The organism is Pseudarthrobacter sp. R1, assembly GCF_024494415.1.
Taxonomy (GTDB): Bacteria; Actinomycetota; Actinomycetes; order Actinomycetales; family Micrococcaceae; genus Arthrobacter.
Window position 1 is genome coordinate 98162 of record NZ_JAMKFI010000011.1, and the last position, 19488, is coordinate 117649.

Sequence of the window (19488 nt, forward strand, 5' to 3'; positions counted from 1 at the left end):
GGCAGTGAATCAGGCGCTGGCCAGGGCTTCTTCGAGCTCCTTGGCTGCAGCCGCGGTTGCCACGTTGGCGGCGTGGGCGGCGGCGGCAACGGCTGAGGCAACATCGGCGGCCACGTGGGGATCGAAGACGCTGGGGATAATGTAGCTGGCATTGAGCTCGTCGTCAGCTACCCGGTTGGCAATCGCCTCCGCGGCGGCCACCAGCATCTCCGGAGTGATGTCCGATGCGCCGGCGTCGAGCAGGCCCCGGAAGAAGCCGGGGAAGGCCAGCACGTTGTTGATCTGGTTGGGGAAGTCGCTCCGGCCGGTGGCCACCACTGCGGCGTGCCGGGAGGCGATCACGGGATCGATCTCCGGCGTGGGGTTGGCCATGGCAAACACGATGGCGTTCTCTGCCATGGCGGCAACCTGCTCCTCGCCAATCACGTGCGGGGCGCTGACGCCGATGAAGACGTCCGCACCCACGAGGGCCTCGTGCAGGGTGCCGGCGAAGCCTTCTTCGTTGGTGTTCGCGGCAATCCAGCTGCGGTGCTCGTCGCTGTACTTCTCGCCGGCGTGGATGGCGCCGGAGCGGCCGGCGGCGATGATGTGCCGTGCGCCCTGGGCCTTCAGGAGCTGGATGATGGCGGAGCCTGCGGCGCCCACACCGGAAACCACAATACGAACCTCATCGAGCTTCTTGCCCACAACCCGGAGCGCGTTCACCAGGGCAGCGAGGGTGACGATGGCGGTGCCGTGCTGGTCGTCATGGAACACCGGAATGTCCAGTTCCTCGCGGAGCCGGTTTTCGATCTCAAAGCAGCGGGGGGCTGCAATGTCTTCCAAATTGATGCCGCCATACACGGGAGCCATGGCCTTGGCGATCATGATGATTTCCTCGGTGTCCTGCGTGTCCAGGCAGACCGGCCAGGCGTCAACGTTGGCGAACTGCTTGAACAGGGCGGCCTTGCCTTCCATGACCGGCAGGGCCGCGGCCGGGCCGATGTTGCCCAGGCCCAGGACGGCTGATCCATCGGTGAGGACGGCGATGGTGTTGCGCTTCACCGTCAGGTTGCGGGCCGCTGCGGGATCCTCGGCAATGGCCAGGCAAACGCGTGCGACGCCGGGAGTGTAGGCGCGGGAGAGGTCGTCGCGGTTGCGCAGGGCTACTTTGGGGACGACTTCGAGCTTGCCGCCCAGGTGCATCAGGAAGGTGCGGTCCGAGACGTGCTGGACAGTGACGCCGTCGAGCGCGTTGAGAGCGTCTTTGACCCTGCCTGCGTGCTCATCATCGGTGGTGTTGCAGGTGACATCGACAACCAGCGTCTCGTGGTGGGACTCGCTGACGTCCAGGGCGGTAATGGCCGCGCCCGCGGCGCCGACGGCCGCGGCGAGCTCGCTGGTGGCGCTGAAGCTTGACGGTGCTTCCACGCGCAGGGTGATCGAATTTCCGGGGCTGGGGTTCGCCATTGAATGTCCTCCTGTTGGGCCCGGGACGGGCTTCTGCTCGAATCCGAATGTTTTCGTATTATGGATACTATTATCTACTTTGTGGAAATACAACCCCATCTTACTGTTCATCGCGTCAGCCCGGCCGGTGCTGTATCTTGAGAGCATTAGGGCAACTCTTTTCACGATGCGGATAAGACTTGTCGGAATCCGAGTCCACAGGAGACTGGTACATGGCTGAGAAAGCCGCAGGTGGCGTCCAATCCGTTGAGCGCGTCTTCGAACTGCTGGAACTGATCACTGACGCCGGCGGCGATGTCACCCTCAGCGAGTTGTCCTCGTCCACGGACCTGCCGCTGCCCACAATCCACCGCCTGCTGCGCACCCTGGTGTCGCTGGGCTACATCCGCCAGCTGCCCAACCGGCGCTACGCCCTGGGTCCGCGGCTCATCCGCTTGGGCGAGGGAGCCAACAAGCAGCTTGGTGCCGTAGCCCGCCCACAGTTGAAAACGCTGGTGGACAGGCTGGGGGAGACCTCGAACATGGCCGTGCTCGACTCGGACATGGTCATTTACGTGGCGCAGGTGCCCTCGCTGCACTCCATGCGGATGTTCACCGAGGTGGGCCGCCGCGCCCACACCCACGCCACCGGCGTCGGCAAGGCCATCCTTGCGCAGCTGGACGACGACACGGTCCGCGGCATCGTCACCCGTGCCGGGATGCCTACCCCCACGGCGAAGAGCATTGGCGACGTCGAGGAACTCCTCGCCGACCTGAAGCTCATCCGGGAACGGGGCTACTCCATTGACGAGGAGGAGCAGGAACTGGGCGTCCGCTGCTTCGCCATGGCTGTGCCCAACGCTCCCACCCCCACCGCAATTTCCGTTTCCGGTCCGGTGTCCCGGGTTGACGAGGACTTCGCAGGCAAAGCCGTGCCGATCCTCCGCGAAGCTGCCGAGGCCATCTCTATGGAGCTCAACCGCAACTGATCCAACCCCTATGATGACGCCGACGGCGGCCTGCTTCTTCCAGAAGCGGGCCGCCGTCTGCGTTCCATGGTGTTAGTGCTCTGACGCCTTTTCGGACGACTGGACAGGGACTTCCTTGCCGTCGCAGTCGATGAGCTTGCCGCCTTCGAAGCGGTCGCCGTCGGCCAGGCATTTCAGGTCCTCTTCCCGGACCACGCGTTCGGTGCCGGCAACAAACACCGACTGGTTCTCCGAGTTGCCGGCCTTGAGGTGGTTGAACAGCAGGTTTAGCAGGATGGCCATCACGGCAGCCGAGCTGATGCCGGAGTGGAAGATGGTGCCGAACCAGGACGGGAACTGGTCGTAGAAGCTGGGGGCGGCGATGGGGATCATGCCGAACCCGATGGACGCCGCCACGATGATCAGGTTCATGTTGTTCTTGTACTCCACCTTGGAGAGGGTGCGGATGCCGCTCGCGGCCACCGTTCCAAAAAGTACGACGCCGGCGCCGCCCAGCACGGGGGTGGGCACCGCTGCGACCACCCGGCCCAGGACGGGCAGCAGGCCGAGGATCACCAGGATCAGGCCGCCGGCGCTGACCACGAAGCGGCTCTTGACGCCGGTGATGGCCACCAGGCCAACGTTCTGGGCGAAAGCGCTCTGGGTGAAGGAGTTGAACAGCGGGGAGATGGCGCTGGACAGCATGTCCGCACGGAGCCCGTCGCCGATCCGCTTGGAGTCCACCTTGGTGCCGACGATCTCGCCCACGGCGATGATGTCCGCCGAGGTTTCGGTCAGGGTCACCAGGATGACGATGAGCATGGAAATGATGGCGGCGATTTCGAACACCGGCGGTCCGAAGGCGAACGGCGTGGGGAAGGCGACGATCTCGCCCTGGCCCACCTTTGAGAAGTCCGCCATGCCGAAGGCGAAGGCGATCGCGGTGCCCAGGACCATTGCAAGGAGGATGGACAGCCGGGAGATCGCGGCGCTGCCCACCTTGCTCAGGAGCAGGACGATGGCCATGGTGGCTGCCGCGAGGCCGATGTTGGCCATGCTGCCGTAGTTCTCGGCAGTCCGGTTGCCGCCCATGGCCCAGTTGGCGGCCACGGGCATCAGGGTAAGTCCGATGGTGGTGATGACCGTTCCGGTGACCACCGGCGGGAAGAACCGGATGATCTTGGAGAAAAGCGGCGTGATCAGCAGGCCGATCAGCGATGCCGCAATGACGGATCCGAACACCGCCTGGATTCCGCCGCCGCCGTGGACGATGGCAACCATGGTTGAAACACCCGCGAACGAGACGCCCTGGACCAGTGGCAGCTGCGAGCCGAAGAACCGGACGCCGATGGTCTGCAGGATGGTGGCCAGGCCGCCCACGAAGAGGCAGGCGGCAATCAGCAGGCCGATGTCCTGCGACGACATTCCGGCGGCGGCGCCGATGATCAGGGGCGGGGCGATAATGCCGCCGTACATCGTGAGGACGTGCTGGAAGCCGTAGGCAAAAGTGCTTGCGATGGGGAGCCGCTGGTCCTCCGGACGGGCCGGCTGCTTGCTTTTACCGGCGGCCGCAGCGGCCAGTTTCTTTCTGGTGTTCATGGCAGACTTTCTTGGTTCATGGCAGACGACATTGTCTGGCTAACGGGGTCTGGCTAACGGGTGTTGCGGAAAGACGTGGATGAAAGCCCGGAGTTTTGTCCACGTATGCGGACTTTAAGTGCGCTGAGGGCGTCGTAGCTGGACAAAAACTCCGGGCCTGGAGTTGTGGGTGGTGCGGTTTAGCAGAAGCCGGCGATCCCGGACCAGGCGATGCCCGCCGGGGTGGCGTCGTCGCGCTGGACGGTGGCCTCGATCAGGCCGTAGGGGCGGTCTGCCGCGTAGAAGACCTCGTTGGGGTTGTCGAGGCCGAAGGGTGAGAGGTCCACGAGGAAGTGGTGCTTGTTGGGCATGGAGAACTTGATCTCGTCGATCTCGCTGTGTGCCTCCAGGACCTTGGTGCCCATGTCGAACAGGGTCTGCTGCAGGGCGTGGGAGTACTTCTCGGTGAAGCCTTCAAGCAAAAGACCCTTGACGTCCTCGTAGCTCTTGTTGAAGTCCAGCGCGCTGAAATCGGTTCCGGTTTTGAAGCGCCAACGCGCCGAGACGTCGGTGGCCAGGATGCGGTCGGTGGTCTCCTGCAGGGTGGTGTACCTGTCCTTGGGGTAGCCCACGAAGCCTGACTGGGTGGACTTGAGGACGGTCAGGTCCTTGAGCCCGGAGATGAGGTGGGTGGTGGCGCCGTCGCGGACCAGGACCGCGGTGCGCACTTCCTGGCCGTTGCGCACGAAGGAGTGGTCGTGCTCCGTGCCGTGGGCCTGGATCCGGTCCCAGCTGTAGGACTCGGCTTCCCAGCGGCCGCCGGTCACCCAGTCGAAGCTGGACGTGAAGTGCTGGCCCAGCCGCAGCAGGAATGCCTCCGGGGAGCCGACGCCGTCCCGGGCGAAGGCGTAAATGGTGTTTTTCTGGGTGTCGGTGGCCACCACGTGGGCGTTGTCGCCTTCGAGGTGTGCGGCCGCAAAATCCCCCCGCAGCTGCGAGGTGACGTTGAGGTCTTCGATTTCGTGGCGGTCGCTGTCGCGGGTGATCTTGACGACCCGGACCTCGGCCTTTCCGTACTGGTTTTCGCCGAGGATGATCTTGCTGCTCATGGTCTGTTCCCAACTTCCGGTAAGTGGAACCTAGGTTCCATCACTGAAATTAAGCGCGCGTTTCAAGCGCGTTTCCGGTGGAGCCGACCCAACAAAAAAGAGCCGGCATCCATTGATGCCAGCTCATTACGACCCTGCCTGCTGCTCCCAGGTTACGTGACATACACCACGAATTGACATCCAGCGTAGCTCAGCAAGCCGGTGGTGTACATCACAAAGCGAAAAATCGATTTGTGACCGGGGAGTGCGGGAACCGTTGACGAAGCAGCGGATTGCCACCTAAGCTATTCCACATAGCAAAAGTTATTTTCCATTTTATGGAACTACTTCAACCCCTCGGAGGAGGATCAGATGTACCAGCAGGACACGACGCCGGTTGCACCGGCACAAACGGCGGCACCCACAGTCCAGGAGTTCTACCTCCCCCTTGGCGGCGGAACGGATCCGGACTTCTATTTGCCGGCCGACCGGGACCATGTCCCGGGGCGTTTCTCGCGCTGGGTCCACGCGCTGCCGGGCTTCGGCAAGCGCCTTTAGCCCAGCTGGCGCCGCGGGCTGCGGCCAAATCGACGGTTCCCTGCGGGTTCGACGTCGCTGGGCGTCGGGTACGCAGGGAACCGTCGAGTCGGGCTGGGCGTCAGCCGTTCACCAGCCGCCGGGCGGCCGCGGAGTGCTCGGCGATGAGCCCGGCAATGTCCAGTCCGGGGATCTGCCCGTCCACCACGCGCCACTGCCCGCCCACCATCACCCGGTCGGCCCGGTCGGCAGCGCACAGCAGCAGCGCGGCGATAGGGTCGTGGCTGCCCGAAAAGCGCAGGTCGTCCAGCCGGAACAGCGCCAGGTCTGCCTGCATTCCAGGGGCAAGCTGGCCCAGCCCTGGACGCCCAAGGACGGCCGCCGAGCCCCGCGTGGCCCAGCCAAGCGCCCTTTCCACAGGAACGGCCGCCCCATAGCGCAGCCTTTGGAGGTACAGCGCCTGCCGCGCTTCAAGGATCATGTTCGAGGCATCGTTCGACGCCGAGCCGTCCACTCCCAGCCCCACCGGCACCCCGGCGTCCTCCAGTTCCAGGACGCGTGCCGTCCCCGACGCCAGCCGCATGTTGGACGTGGGGCAGTGTGCGACGGCGGTGCCCGCGGCTCCCAGCCTGGCAATTTCCGCGTCGCTGAAGTGGATGCCGTGGCCCAGCCAAGTGCGCTCCGTCAGCCAGCCTACGCTGTCCAGGTAGTCAACGGTCCGCAGCCCAAACATCTCCCGGCAGAAGTCCTCCTCGTCCAGAGTCTCAGCCAGGTGGGTGTGCAGCCGCACGTCCAGCCGCTCGGCGAGCGCAGCGCTTTCGGCCATGATGTCCTTCGTTACCGAGAAGGGCGAGCACGGTGCCAAGGCAATCTGGATGACCGCGTCCTCACCGCGCTCGTGGTACTCGGCCACCAGGCGTTCGCTGTCGGCCAGCACCACCTCGGGTGCCTGGACGGTGGACTGGGGCGGCAGGCCGCCGTCATCCGTTCCGAGGGTCATGGACCCGCGCGTCAGGGTGGCCCGCATTCCCAACCGGCGCACCGCCTCAACCTGGATGTCGATGGCGTGTTCCAGGCCGCCCGGGAAGAGGTAGTGGTGGTCCGCTGCCGTGGTGCAGCCCGAGAGCAGGAGTTCGGCGAGCGCCACCGTGGTGGCGAGCTCGAGGTCCCGCGGCGTAAGCCGGGCCCAGACCGGATACAGGTTCTGCAGCCAGGGGAACAATGGGGCGTTCGCCACCGGACCCCAGGCGCGGGTGAGGGTCTGGTAGAAGTGGTGATGCGTGTTGATCAGGCCCGGCAGCAGCACGTGGCTTCCGGCGTCGAAGACCTCCGTGCATGGTTCCGCCGGCACTTGGCCCGCGCCGAGCACTTCCACGATGATTCCGCCGCTGACCACGAGTCCGCCGGAGGCGTCAAGGGTGTTGGCGGTGAAGGCGGCCTGCGGATTCCGGATCCAGAGGCGGGATGCGGCAGGAGCGGGAAGATGGGTCATGGAGTGTCCTTGTCTGAGCGCAGATGCGGTATTTCCAGCTCAGTGAGGCCCTGTCTGCTGATCCAGGTACCGGCGGCTGCGGGCAGCGGCGGTGCCATCAGAGTAGGGAACAAGCCTGACCTGCGTCAACGTCCCCACAATGTGACCGGCCGCGGCCCGCCCGGTGAAGAACACGTAACCTGGATTTCACATTGCGGAATAAAGTTTTCAGAAAACTATGGCGCGGGCCACAATCCGGTGCTAATCTCGATTTTGCCAAAGGCGGGCACCCGGACTGTCGGGAAGCTATCTACCAGGCGCAACTTAACCTTCACAGCACATGCTGAAGCCTGGTAACCGTCGCACCTGGTTCTACTGGTCCTGCAAGCGGCAACAGGCTTCCCGGCAATAAGGAAGTCGCATCATGAGTACCACCGTCACGGCCGAGGAATTTTTGGCCAGATCCATCCGGCTGGCAACGGCCAACGTCCTGAACAGCGGCGGCCCCTTCGGCGCCATGATCGTCACCGCGGACGGCAAAACGTTCGACGGCGTCAACCGCGTCACTGCGGACAACGATCCCACGGCCCACGCCGAAGTCACTGCAATCCGCACCGCCTGCCGCGAACTCGGCACCTTCGACCTCAGCGGCGCCGTCCTCTACACCAGCTGCGAGCCATGCCCCATGTGCCTGGCTTCCGCACTCTGGGCCCGCGTCGAGCGGGTGGTCTTCGCTGCCGACCGGCACGACGCCGCCTCCGTCGGCTTCGATGACGCCGTCTTCTACGAATACTTCGACAACCAGGACAGGGATTCCCTGATGCCGGTATCCAAATTGGAGCTGGGCGATCCCCAGGCCCCGGCCCCGCTGGAGCCGTTCAACACCTGGAACACGCTTGAATCCAGGATCGACTACTAGGCCCGGCGGCTCACCATGACCATCCTGGATTCCTCCCACGAGGAGCATTCGGCTCCATCCCCCCGCACCTCCCAGCCGGCATCAGGCGCCCCCAAGCCGCCGGCGTCGAACGCCATCCTTGACCGGTTCTTCCACATCACCCAGCGCGGTTCCACGCTGGCCCGTGAATTCCGCGGCGGCCTGGTCACCTTCTTCACCATGGCGTACATCGTTATCCTCAACCCCCTGATCCTGGGCGGCTTCAGCGCGGACAACGCCCCTACCGACGTCGCCGGGGGCTGGCTCTCCGCCGCGCAGGTGGGTGCCGTCACCGGCCTGACCGCCGGCGTGATGACCATCCTGTTCGGGCTCGTCGCCAACCTGCCGTTCGGCCTCGCCGCCGGATTGGGCATCAACTCCTTCCTGGCCGTCTCGGTCATCCAGGAAGTCACCTGGGCCGAAGCCATGGGCCTGGTGGTGATCAACGGCATCCTGATCGTGCTGTTCGGCATCACCGGAGCCCGGACCGCCATCTTCCGGGCCGTCCCCAAGGAGCTGAAGGCCGCCATCACGGTGGGCATCGGCCTCTTTATAGCCTTCATCGGTTTCGTGGATTCCGGGTTCGTCAAGGCCACGGCGGGCGGACCGCCCGTCCAGTTGGGCAATGGCGGCTCCATCACCTCCATCCCCACGCTGGTGTTCATCGTCGGACTCCTGGCCATGGGCATCCTCGTGGCGCGCAAGGTCCAGGGCGGACTGCTGATCGGTATCGTGGCCACCACCTTCCTCGCCGCCGTCGTGGAAGCAGTGTTGAAAATCGGCCCGGCCAGCGAAACCAACCCCGGCGGCTGGCACCTGAACACCCCGGTACTCTCCGGACAGCTGGTGTCCGCCCCGGACCTGGGCTTGGTGGGGCAGTTCGACCTGTTCGGAGCCTTCAGCCGAATCGGTGGGCTGGCCGCCACCATGCTGGTGTTCACCCTGGTGTTCACCAACTTCTTCGACGCCATGGGCACCATGACCGGCCTGGCCAAGAGCGCCGGCGTCGCCCACAAGGACGGAACGTTCCCCCGCCTGAAGTCCGCCTTCATCGTGGAAGGCGTGGGCGCGGTCGCAGGCGGAGTCACCTCGGGCTCTTCCAACACCGTATACATCGACTCCGCCGCCGGCATTGGCGAAGGTGCCCGTACCGGCCTGGCGTCGGTGGTCACCGGGGTGCTGTTCCTCGGCTCGATGTTCCTGACGCCGCTCACCAGCGTGGTCCCGCTTGAGGTGGCAGCCGCTGCCCTGGTGGTGGTGGGCGCGATGATGATGGCGCAGATCCGGGAGATCAAGTTCAGCAAGTTCTCCGTCGCGCTGCCCGCCTTCCTGACCATCGTCACCATGCCGCTGAGCTACTCCATCGCCAACGGCATCGGCGTGGGTTTCATCAGCTGGGCCATCATCGGGGCGGCTTCCGGGAAAGCGAAGAAGATCCATCCCCTGATGTGGGTGGTCAGCGCCGGGTTCCTGGTGTACTTCGCCCGCGGGCCCATCAACCTGCTGCTGGGCGCCTGACCGCAGCTTTCAGCCGCACCTGCTCCGCTTCCGGGCATCCGCACCTGTGACCCTGGGTGCGGATGTCCGGAACGGCAGCAATTTTCCCTGGAGCCGGACCAGTGCTTGGCCCGGCTCCCGTTAGGAACGACAATATGGACACCACCGCACAGTGGAAGAAGGAGCGCCGCCATGCTTGACCTGATCCCTTCACTTCCCTGCTGGGCGCCCACCATCATCGGACAGCGGTTCGCGGTGGCCACCATCGTGCGGGCCAGCGGCTCCGTTCCCCGGCCCGTGGGCAGCTCCATGCTGGTGTCCGACGCCGGTGCAGTCCTGGGCAGCCTCTCCGGCGGCTGCGTCGAGGGGGCCGTTGTGGCGGCAGCCCTGGAATCAATGGACGACGGCGCCACCCGGCTCGAGACGTTCGGCTACAGCGCCGCCGATGCCTTCGCCGTCGGGCTCACCTGCGGGGGCGAACTGGACGTGCACATCGAACCGGCCAACGGGAACCCCGGCGGGAGGCTGGCGGAAGCATTGCTGCAGTTGGTGGCTTATGGGCCTGACGAACCGGTGGCGCTGGTCCGGAGGCTGGATGCCGGCGGCAGCGGCGCCGTCGTTATTTCCCAGCCGGCCGCTGCGGATGTGTCCCGCCATCCGGAACTGCGCGCGCTGCTGGACCTTCCGGGAGACCCCGGGGCCGGCCGTGCCCGCAGCGTGCAGCTCGAGTCCTTCCTTCGCAGCGGCGCCACCGGTGTGCTGCAATTGGCCGGGCCTGGCTTGTGCACCGGCGCAGCCACCCTCCTGGTCGAGTCCCGGCTCGCGCCGCCGCGCATGCTGGTGTTCGGCGCCAACGACTTCAGTGCCGCGCTGCTGCCCGCCGCCAAACCGCTCGGCTACCACGTCACCCTGGTGGATGCCCGGCCGGCCTTTGCCTCCCAAGCACGGTTCCAAACAGCGGACGAGGTAGTCACCGCCTGGCCCCACCATTACCTCGCAGCAGAAGCGGCGGCAGGACGGGTCGACGCCCGGACGGTCATCTGCGTCCTCACCCACGACCCGAAATTCGACGTTCCCCTGCTGGAGACCGCGCTGGCGCTGGACGTCGCCTTCATTGGGGCCCTTGGCTCCCGGCGCAGCCACGTCCAACGGGTAGGCGCCCTGCTCGACGCCGGCGTACGCCCCGAACGGATCGCCCAGCTCCACTCACCGCTCGGCCTGGATCTCGGTGCCGTCACACCGGCGGAAGTGGCGGTTTCCGTCCTGGCCGAAGTCATCGCCGCCCGGCATCCGGCAGCCTCCCATCAGCCGTTGAGGGAGACCTCCGGCCCCATCCACCAGGAGCGCGCCGCGAAGCCGGCGCCCACCCACTCTTTGCAGCAGGAGATCGCATGGACATGAACACCATTGAGGCGGTGGTCCCCACCACCGACCCCGCGGAATGGCGCGACGGCGACGCCTGGCTCGCCGGAGGCACGGTCCTCTTCTCCTACGGCAGCTTCGCGTTCGGCCCCCAGCCGCTGAGGCGGCTCCTGGACCTCGGCAACGCCGGCTGGACCCCCGTCACCGTCAGTGCTGACGGGATCGAGCTTGCCGCCACCTGTACTGTCGCGGACCTCTACAGCCTCCCCGGCTCTGCTGCAGCAGCAGGCCGAAGCTGGCCGGCCCTGGACCTCATCCAGCCATGCTGCGACTCCTTTGTTGCCTCCTTCAAGGTGTGGAACATGTCCACCGTGGGCGGCAACCTGTGCACCTCGCTGCCCGCCGGGCCCGTCATTTCGCTGTGTGCCGGCCTGGACGGCAGCGCCACCATCCTGGGCCCCGGCGGCACCAGCCGCAGCGTCCCGGTGACGGACTTCGTCACGGGGGACGCAAAGAACTGCCTGGCACCGGGCGAGCTGCTGCGCAGCGTCCACCTCCCGGCGTCGGCCCTCGCCTCCCGGGTGGCGTTCCGCCGCCTGTCGCTGAGCAACCTCGGCAGGTCCGGGGTGCTGCTGGTTGGAAGGCTCGACGGCGGAACCCGGCTGGTGCTCACCGTCACCGCCGCCACCAAACGGCCCGTGCAGCTGCGCTTCGATGGGCTTCCCGACGCCGATGTGCTGGCCGCCGCAATTACCGCAGCGATTCCCAACGACCTTTACCACGACGACATCCACGGCCTGCCGGTCTGGCGCCGGGACATGACCTACCGTCTCGCCGAGGAAATCCGCGCCGAACTCGCGGCCCCGGAAGGGGCGCCCGGCCTCCGGGTTTCCGGCGACTTCTGGCCGCCGAAGAACCGTGGACTTTACGCACAGCAGGAAGGGGCCTGAGCATGGCCATCGAGATCAACGGAGCCCCGGCGGACGCGTCACCCCGTCCCGGGCAGTGCCTGCGCACCTTCCTGCGGGAGCAGGGCAACCTGGGCGTCAAGAAGGGTTGCGACGGCGGCGACTGCGGGGCCTGCACCGTGCATGTGGACGGCACCCCCGTGCACAGCTGCATCTACCCTGCCGTCCGCGCCGAGGGACACGCGGTGACCACCATCGAAGGACTGGCTTCCACTGCCGGCGACGGAGCGGACCTGCACCCCGTGCAGCAGCAGTTCATGGAGCGGCAGGGCTTCCAGTGCGGGTTCTGCACGGCGGGCATGGTGATGACGGCGGCGACCTTCGACGACGAACAGAAGGAGAACCTGCCCCGCAACCTCAAAGGCAACCTCTGCCGCTGCACGGGATACCGTGCCATCTCCGACGCCGTCTGCGGGCATGCCGGGCACCCGGACCCGAAGGGACAGGGATCCGGGATCGCCGGGAAGGGCCAGCCGGATCCCGAGCCGGGGCAGCTGGGCGACGACGTCCCGGCCCCCGCCAGCCGGGCGGTAGTCACCGGTGCCGCCCGCTACACCTTGGACGTCCCGGCCGACCAGCTGCAGGGCCTGCTCCACCTCAAGCTCCTGCGCTCGCCGCATGCGCATGCGCGCGTGCTGTCCATCAACACCGATGCTGCATTGCAGGTCCCCGGCGTGGTGGCCGTTTTGACCCATCGGGATGCTCCGGAGCAGTTGTTTTCCACCGCGCAGCATGAGCTCTTTACCGACGATCCGGACGATACCCGCGTGCTGGATGACGTGGTGAGGTTCCGGGGCCAGCGGGTTGCCGCGGTGGTGGCCGAAACGGTGGCTGCCGCAGAAGCCGGGGTGCGGGCGCTGGATGTCGAGTACGGGGAACTGCCCGCCGTCTTCTCGCCGCAGGAAGCGCTGATGCCCGGAGCGCCGCTGGTGCACGGCGACAAGGACGGGGCAACAGCGCGCATTTCCCGGCCGGACCGGAACGTGGTGGCTGAACTCCACTCGGAACTGGGGAACGTGGCCCAGGGCTTTGCGGCAGCGGACTTCATCCACGAGCAGACCTACCGCACCCAGCGCGTCCAGCACGTTGCCCTGGAAACGCACGCAGCCATCGCAGCCGTTGACGGTGAGGGGCGCCTGCACGTCCGCACCTCCAGCCAGGTTCCCTTCCTGGTCCGCCGCACGCTGTGCCGGGTTTTCGGGCTCCCGGAGGAGCAGGTCCACGTGGTGGCCGGCCGCGTGGGCGGCGGCTTTGGCGGCAAGCAGGAAGTACTCACCGAGGACATCGTGGCGCTCGCGGCCCTGAAACTTGGCCGGCCTGTCCAGCTCGAATTGACCAGGACGGAACAGTTCACCGCCACCACCACCCGCCATCCGTTCACCATCAAGCTCAAGGCCGGTGCCAGCGTCAACGGAAAACTCACTGCCTTGGAACTGGACGTGCTGACCAACACCGGCGCCTACGGCAACCACGGCCCCGGCGTGATGTTCCACGGCTGCGGGGAATCCTTGAGCGTCTACAACTGTGAGAACAAAAAAGTGGACGCCCACGCGATGTACACCAACACGGTGCCGGCCGGGGCGTTCCGGGGCTACGGCCTCAGCCAGATGATCTTCGCGATCGAGTCCGCCATGGACGAGCTAGCCGCCGGCATCGGCATGGACCCGTTCGAATTCCGCCGCCGGAACATGGTGCGGGAGGGCGACCGGATGCTGTCCACCCAGCCGGAACCCGAGGAGGACGTCCACTACGGCAGCTACGGGCTGGACCAGTGCTTGAGCCTGGTCCGCGACGCGCTGGCCCGCGGCCGGGAACGGTACCGGGCCGCCGGGCTGGACGAACTCGGCCCGGACTGGCTCACCGGGGAGGGAACCGCCCTCTCCATGATCGATACCGTGCCGCCCCGCGGACACTTTGCCCACTCCCGCATCCGGCTCCTGCCCGACGGGACGTACCAGGCCGACGTCGGTACTGCCGAGTTCGGCAACGGCACCACCACCGTCCACTCCCAATTGGCCGCCACGGCGCTGTCAACGAACGCCACGCGGGTCGTCGTCCGGCAGTCCGATACCGACCTGATCGAACACGACACCGGCGCATTCGGTTCCGCGGGCACCGTGGTGGCGGGCAAGGCGACCCTCGCCGCAGCTGAGGAACTGGCAGTCCGCATCCGCGCCTTTGCGGCAGGTACCCACCAGACCCAGGCCTCAGCCTGCGTCCTTGACGGCGACGCCGTAGTCATTGACGGAACTCCCGTGGCACTGACGGAACTGGCGCAGGCGGCTGCGGATGCCGGCGTCGAACTTGCAGCGGAAGGACGCTGGGGCGGGACGCCGAGGTCCGTGGCGTTCAACGTGCACGGCTTCCGCGTGGCAGTGAACCGGGGCACGGGCGAGCTGAAGATCCTGCAGAGCGTGCAGGCCGCGGATGCCGGGGTGGTGGTGAATCCGCGCCAGTGCCGCGGCCAGATCGAGGGCGGAATTGCCCAGGCCATCGGCGCTGCGCTGTATGAGGAGGTGGTGATTAACGACGCCGGCCGGGTCACCACCGACATCCTGCGGCAGTACCACATCCCTACTTTCGCGGACGTGCCCCGCAGCGAGGTGTACTTCGCGGACACCAACGACAAGATGGGGCCGCTGGGTGCGAAGTCCATGAGCGAAAGCCCTTTCAACCCTGTGGCCCCAGCCTTGGCGAACGCGATCAGGAACGCCACCGGCGTGCGCTTCGCCCAACTGCCCATCGCGCGGGACAGGATCTACCTGGGACTCAAGGAGGCGGGGCTGGTGCCGAACCTGGAGCATCTCCTGTCCTAGGACAACGCGGGGTCACATAATGCCCCATTTGGCGCGTTCAGCGGGCCTGATCTGACCCCGCGTTGCATCGTTGCATATAGTCAAGGGATGGAACAGCGGATTTTAGGCAAGACCGGACGGAATGTGTCCATCGTGGGGCTGGGCACTTGGCAGCTCGGCGCGGACTGGGGCAACGTTGACCCGGCACAGGCGCAGGCCATCCTGGCAGCCTCCGTGAAGGCGGGCGTTAACTTCTTCGACACCGCCGACGTCTACGGTGACGGCAAGAGCGAGCAGGCCATCGGGAAGTTCCTCGCGGACAACCCCGGCCTGGACATCACGGTGGCCACCAAGATGGGCCGCCGCGTGGACCAGCAGCCGGAGAACTACACCCTGGCCAACTTCCGCCAGTGGGTGGACCGCTCGCGGAAGAACCTGGGCACAGACTCCCTGGACCTGGTCCAGCTGCACTGCCCGCCCACCCCGGTGTACAGCAACGCCGAGGTCTATGACGCCCTGGACACCCTGGTGTCAGAGGGGGCAATCCGCAACTACGGCGTCAGTGTTGAACGGACCGACGAGGCGCTGGAAGCGATCAGCCACCCGGGCACCGCTTCTGTTCAGATCATCCTCAACGCCTTCCGCCTTAAGCCCCTGGACGAGGTCCTTCCCGCGACAAAGGCAGCAAATGTGGGGATCATCGCCCGCGTGCCGCTCGCCTCGGGGCTGCTCTCCGGCAAGTACTCCAGGGAAACCACCTTCGCCGAGAACGACCACCGGAACTACAACCGCAACGGTGACTCTTTCGACGTCGGCGAGACCTTCTCGGGGGTGGACTACGACCTGGGGCTGAAGGCCGTTGCGGAGTTTGAGCAGCTCGTTCCCGCAGGTGCCACCACAGCCCAAGCCGCGATCGCCTGGATAGCGGCGCAGGACGGCGTCACCAGCGTGATCCCCGGCGCACGCAACGTGGAGCAGGCCACGGCGAACGCCGCCGCGGCGGGTCTTGCGGTTGATGAAGACTTCGACGCCGGCGTCCGCTGGATCTACGACCACTACTTCCGCGACGCCATCCACCCGCGCTGGTAAGGCGGCGGGACAGGTTCGCGCCGCCGCACGGGACAGGCAGGTGAATGACAGCTTCTTCCGTCGGCACCGTCGTGGAGCGGCTCTCCGCCGTGCCTTCGGGTCCGGGGCTTAACAACTTCTTCGATCACAGCGAACCGGCCAATGCGCAGCGCCGGCGCAACGTGGAGCTCTACCTGCAGGAGATGCTGGACCGCTCGCCCAAGGTGCTGCTGCTGGGCGAGGCGCCGGGCTTCCGCGGCATGAGGATCACCGGTGTTCCCTTCACCAACCGCATCATGTTCCAGGGCCCGGCCAACAGTTTTGGGCTGTTCGGTCCGGGAAAGGGTTACGTGTTGCCTCCCGGGGCGGCGGGAGTAGCAGCTGAGCCCACCGCCACCGTGATGTGGGAGGTCCTGGCGGAACTGGATTTCCTTCCCCTGCTCTGGAGCGCATGCCCCTGGCACACGCACGTGCCCGGGACGCCGCAGTCCAACCGCACGCCGAGGACAACGGAAGCCCGGCTCGGAACTGAGTTCCGGCAGACGCTGGTGGAGCTCTTCGGCATCGAAACCGTCGTGGCCGTGGGCAACGTGGCGCACCGCAGCCTGAGTGCCAGCGGCATGGACGTGCCGAAGGTCCGGCATCCGTCGCACGGCGGCCGGTCCGGCTTCAAACACGGACTCGAGCAGCTGCTTATCGGTGGAATGCAGACTTAGAACATGCCGGCGGTCGCCTACTGGCGCATCGAAACCTGCGGCCTTCTGGGCAGGTGGACCACCATAGTGACTGTGAATGCACAACAACGCGCCCTCAAGGAGATCTATGATGCTCTTTCCACTCGGGTGCTCGGACTGGGTGACGACATCGCCGAAGAGTTCTCGAGAACCCAGGTCAGTTACGGTGCGGCGCGGAAGTTTGTATGGCTCACCCCGGTCACGAAGACCAAAGCCCTTCTGACCATGGACATGTGGGATGAGCACCACGCTTCGTTCCTCCGTGGCGTTATCCGATTTCGTCACGACAAGTACACGCACCAGATCGAAGTGCGCACTGCATCCGACATTGCGACTGTGGCCGCGCTCGGTTGGTTCGAGGAATCAGCCGGCTGGGGCCGGAAGCAATGTTGACCGAACAACCCTGAAGCCCTCCACCGGAACTTTCTGTGATCTATGCGGGGCATTGTCAGACCCCCTTGGCATGATGTTTTTATGGGAAGCGCAGCGGTGGCGAGGGCATTTGCGGACGTTGATGCCCGGTTCCTGCACAGACGAGCTTGACCAGAGATCTGCCGTGCCGATTCGTGCCCCAATTCAGCTGTCTTCTAGCCGAGAAGCCGCAACTGGTCCGGTGTGTCGATGTCCTCGCCGGTGGATTGGTCGCTGCAATCCACCTCGTCCACGAGGTCCGGGTGCGCCCGCAGGAAGCCGCGCGCCCCGGCGTCGCCGGTTACGGTGGCGCTCACTGCTTCGCGCAGGGAAGCGTCAATGAGCAGCGGATGGCCGCGAAAGAGCCTGTCCTGCTGCCCGGTTTCCTGTCCAGCCTTATGCCTGGCCGGCTTACCGCCGTCGGGGGCTTCGCGACGGCGGTACGCGGCAGCGGTGACCCGGCCCGGCCGGTGGGACGCCAGCAGGCGGCCAACAGTTGCCCGGGTCAGCCCGGGCTGGTCAACAAGGGCGATCAGCAAGTGGTCAGCCGGGTCTGCCGTCTGGTCAGCCAGCAGGAAAGAACTGCCCATGCCCGACTGCCACTCGTGGTTCACCACGGTCAGGTAACGGTCCAGCTCGGCGATCGTGGCGACGTCCGGAGCCCCTGCGCCAAGCACCACCACAACCTCGCGGCAGCCGCCGTCGAGCAGCGCGCCGGCGACGGATTCCACGAGCGGCCGGCCCCGGTAGGGGGGCAGGGCCTTCGGTCCGCGTCCCAGGCGGGTACCGGCTCCGGCCGCCAGCACGATGCCGGTCGCCCTGAGGCCAGCCGTGCCGTCCGCGCCTTGATTGCCCATAGCTGCACCCTAAATGAAAATGGTGGTCGGGACGGTCTCCCCCGGAAACCGTCCCGACTGCCGGTATGTCGGGCAGGGAATTAGGCGTCGCCGCCGGCCCCGCCGGTGGTTCCGGCGTTGACGTCCAGGAGTTTGTAGCGGTCCATGGCGTACGACGGTGCGCCCTCCTCCACCTCGCCCCTCGCCGCGAGCATCTGCAGGGTCTTCACCACAATCGAGTGGGTGTCGTTTTTGAAGAAGCGGCGGGCTGCGGCGCGGGTGTCGGAGAAGCCGAAGCCGTCCGCGCCGAGGGTGGCGAATTCGTTCGGGACGAACTGGCGGATCTGGTCCGGGACGGCCTTCATGTAGTCCGACACTGCGACGACGGGGCCGGTGGCTCCTTCGAGCTGCCGGGTGACGAAGGGGACGCGGGCGGGTTCGCCGGGGTTGAGGAAGGCTTCTTCCTCGGCGGCAAGGCCGTCGCGGCGCAGTTCGTTCCAGGAGGTGACGGACCAGACGTCTGCGGAGACGCCCCAGTCCTCGGCGAGGATCCGCTGGGCCTCCAGCGCCCACGGCACCGACACGCCGGAGGCGAGGATTTGCGCCGTGGGCCCTTCAATGGCCGACGGCGAGACCCGGTAAATGCCTTTCAGCACACCTTCGACGTCGAGGTTCTCCGGCTCGGCGGGCTGGGTGATGGGCTCGTTGTAGACCGTGAGGTAGTACATCACGTTGTTATCCGGCGCTGTTCCGGTTCCTTCGCCACTTGCGGCCGGGCCGTACATCCGTTCCAGGCCGTCGCGGATGATGTGGCCCATTTCGTAGCCGTAGGCGGGGTCGTAGGTGACCACGGCGGGGTTGGTGGAGGCGAGCAGGGGGGAGTGGCCGTCGGCGTGCTGGAGGCCTTCGCCGGTGAGGGTGGTCCGTCCTGCGGTGGCGCCGATGATGAAGCCGCGGGTCATTTGGTCTGCTGCGGCCCAGAAGGCGTCGCCGGTGCGCTGGAAGCCGAACATGGAGTAGAACACGTAGACCGGGACCAGGGGCACGCCGTGGGTGGCGTAGGCGGTTCCGGCGGCGGTGAACGCTGCCACGGCGCCGGCGGTGCGCTGGAAGCCGAACATGGAGTAGAACACGTAGACCGGGACCAGGGGCACGCCGTGGGTGGCGTAGGCGGTTCCGGCGGCGGTGAACGCTGCCACGGCGCCGGCTTCGTTGATCCCGGGGTGGATCAGCTGCCCTGCGGGGGACTCCTTGTAGGCCAGGACCAGGTCCCGGTCCACGGACAGGTAGTTCTGGCCCTTGGGGTTGTAGATCTTCGCTGTCGGGAAGAAGGCGTCCATGCCGAACGTGCGCGCCTCATCCGGGATGATCGGGGCGATGTGCTTGCCGAACTCCTTGTCCCGCATCAGGTCCTTGAGCAAACGCACGAAGGCCATGGTGGTGGCGGCCTGCTGCTTGCCCGAACCGCGCTTGGCCACCTCGTAGGACTTCGCGTCCGGCAAGGTGATCGCGGCGTGCTTGGACCGGCGTTCCGGCACCGAACCGCCCAGGGCAGCGCGGCGCTCCATCATGTACTGGATTTCCGGGGCGTCCGTGCCGGGGTGGTAGTACGGCGGCTGGTACGGGTCTTTTTCGAGCTGTTCGTCCGTGATGGGGATCCGCAGGTGGTCGCGGAACTTCTTCAGGTCGTCCAGGGTGAGTTTCTTCATTTGGTGGGTCGCGTTGCGGCCCTCGAAGTGGGGTCCGAGTCCGTAGCCCTTGACGGTTTTGGCGAGGATGACGGTGGGTTTGCCCTTGAATTCGGTGGCTG

The 19488-nt window shown here is 66.2% G+C and carries 16 protein-coding genes; 10 read left to right on the plus strand and 6 right to left on the minus strand.

Translation table 11 applies throughout. The features are described 5' to 3' along the window. Nucleotides 1-9: 9 nt before the first annotated feature. On the minus strand, nt 10-1449 hold the full coding sequence (locus M8J71_RS21445; protein WP_256249877.1) for an NAD-dependent malic enzyme: 1440 nt from the start codon (nt 1447-1449) through the stop codon (nt 10-12). Nucleotides 1450-1661: 212 nt separating this feature from the next. Here M8J71_RS21445 and M8J71_RS21450 point away from each other — a divergent pair, with 212 nt between their 5' ends. After that, entirely contained in the window at nt 1662-2417 is a 756-nt protein-coding gene (locus M8J71_RS21450; RefSeq protein WP_256249878.1) for an IclR family transcriptional regulator, read from the plus strand. Between the two features lie 72 nt (nt 2418-2489). On the opposite strand, the gene M8J71_RS21455 is transcribed toward M8J71_RS21450, so the two are convergent. Together M8J71_RS21455 and pucL are read right to left on the minus strand one after the other, a co-directional pair. Continuing rightward, on the minus strand, nt 2490-3995 hold the full coding sequence (locus M8J71_RS21455; protein WP_256249879.1) for a nucleobase:cation symporter-2 family protein: 1506 nt from the start codon (nt 3993-3995) through the stop codon (nt 2490-2492). Nucleotides 3996-4174: 179 nt separating this feature from the next. Further along, complete coding sequence (pucL, locus tag M8J71_RS21460) at nt 4175-5083, minus strand: factor-independent urate hydroxylase (protein WP_256249880.1); 909 nt, start codon at nt 5081-5083, stop codon at nt 4175-4177. A 351-nt stretch (nt 5084-5434) separates the two neighbouring features. On the opposite strand from pucL, the gene M8J71_RS21465 reads away from it, so the two are divergent. Further along, nucleotides 5435-5620, plus strand: coding sequence for a hypothetical protein (locus M8J71_RS21465; RefSeq protein WP_256249881.1), 186 nt, complete (start codon nt 5435-5437; stop codon nt 5618-5620). A 100-nt stretch (nt 5621-5720) separates the two neighbouring features. On the opposite strand, the gene M8J71_RS21470 is transcribed toward M8J71_RS21465, so the two are convergent. Then, complete coding sequence (locus M8J71_RS21470; protein ID WP_256249882.1) at nt 5721-7091, minus strand: 8-oxoguanine deaminase; 1371 nt, start codon at nt 7089-7091, stop codon at nt 5721-5723. A gap of 403 nt (nt 7092-7494) precedes the next feature. On the opposite strand from M8J71_RS21470, the gene M8J71_RS21475 reads away from it, so the two are divergent. The 8 genes from M8J71_RS21475 to M8J71_RS21510 all read left to right on the plus strand — a co-directional run bounded on the left by M8J71_RS21475 (nt 7495) and on the right by M8J71_RS21510 (nt 16824). Further along, the gene (locus M8J71_RS21475) at nt 7495-7989 is read left to right on the plus strand and encodes a nucleoside deaminase (protein WP_163166294.1); all 495 of its coding nucleotides are present in this window, start codon (nt 7495-7497) and stop codon (nt 7987-7989) included. Between the two features lie 15 nt (nt 7990-8004). Beyond that, nucleotides 8005-9525, plus strand: coding sequence for an NCS2 family permease (locus M8J71_RS21480; protein WP_256249884.1), 1521 nt, complete (start codon nt 8005-8007; stop codon nt 9523-9525). 171 nt (nt 9526-9696) lie between these two features. Then, entirely contained in the window at nt 9697-10905 is a 1209-nt protein-coding gene (locus M8J71_RS21485; protein WP_256249885.1) for an XdhC family protein, read from the plus strand. Further along, nucleotides 10896-11816: an FAD binding domain-containing protein gene (locus M8J71_RS21490; RefSeq protein ID WP_256249886.1), complete on the plus strand. Its 921-nt coding sequence runs from the start codon at nt 10896-10898 to the stop codon at nt 11814-11816. Before M8J71_RS21485 ends, M8J71_RS21490 begins: the two co-directional genes overlap by 10 nt. Nucleotides 11817-11818: 2 nt before the next feature. Next, nucleotides 11819-14650, plus strand: coding sequence for a molybdopterin-dependent oxidoreductase (locus tag M8J71_RS21495; RefSeq protein ID WP_256249887.1), 2832 nt, complete (start codon nt 11819-11821; stop codon nt 14648-14650). Between the two features lie 87 nt (nt 14651-14737). Beyond that, nucleotides 14738-15718 carry an aldo/keto reductase gene (locus tag M8J71_RS21500; RefSeq protein WP_256249888.1) on the plus strand — a complete coding sequence of 327 codons (981 nt, stop codon included), beginning with the start codon at nt 14738-14740 and terminating at the stop codon, nt 15716-15718. Nucleotides 15719-15762: 44 nt separating this feature from the next. Continuing rightward, nucleotides 15763-16413 carry a uracil-DNA glycosylase family protein gene (locus M8J71_RS21505; protein ID WP_256249889.1) on the plus strand — a complete coding sequence of 217 codons (651 nt, stop codon included), beginning with the start codon at nt 15763-15765 and terminating at the stop codon, nt 16411-16413. A 3-nt stretch (nt 16414-16416) separates the two neighbouring features. Further along, nucleotides 16417-16824: a DUF5655 domain-containing protein gene (locus tag M8J71_RS21510; RefSeq protein ID WP_256249890.1), complete on the plus strand. Its 408-nt coding sequence runs from the start codon at nt 16417-16419 to the stop codon at nt 16822-16824. Nucleotides 16825-17018: 194 nt separating this feature from the next. On the opposite strand, the gene nboR is transcribed toward M8J71_RS21510, so the two are convergent. Both nboR and M8J71_RS21520 read right to left on the minus strand, forming a co-directional pair. Then, nucleotides 17019-17699 carry a nicotine blue oxidoreductase gene (nboR, locus tag M8J71_RS21515; protein ID WP_256249891.1) on the minus strand — a complete coding sequence of 227 codons (681 nt, stop codon included), beginning with the start codon at nt 17697-17699 and terminating at the stop codon, nt 17019-17021. Nucleotides 17700-17779: 80 nt separating this feature from the next. Further along, the coding region (locus M8J71_RS21520) for a transketolase-like TK C-terminal-containing protein (RefSeq protein WP_441338917.1) at nt 17780-19488 on the minus strand (1709 nt) is incomplete at its 5' end.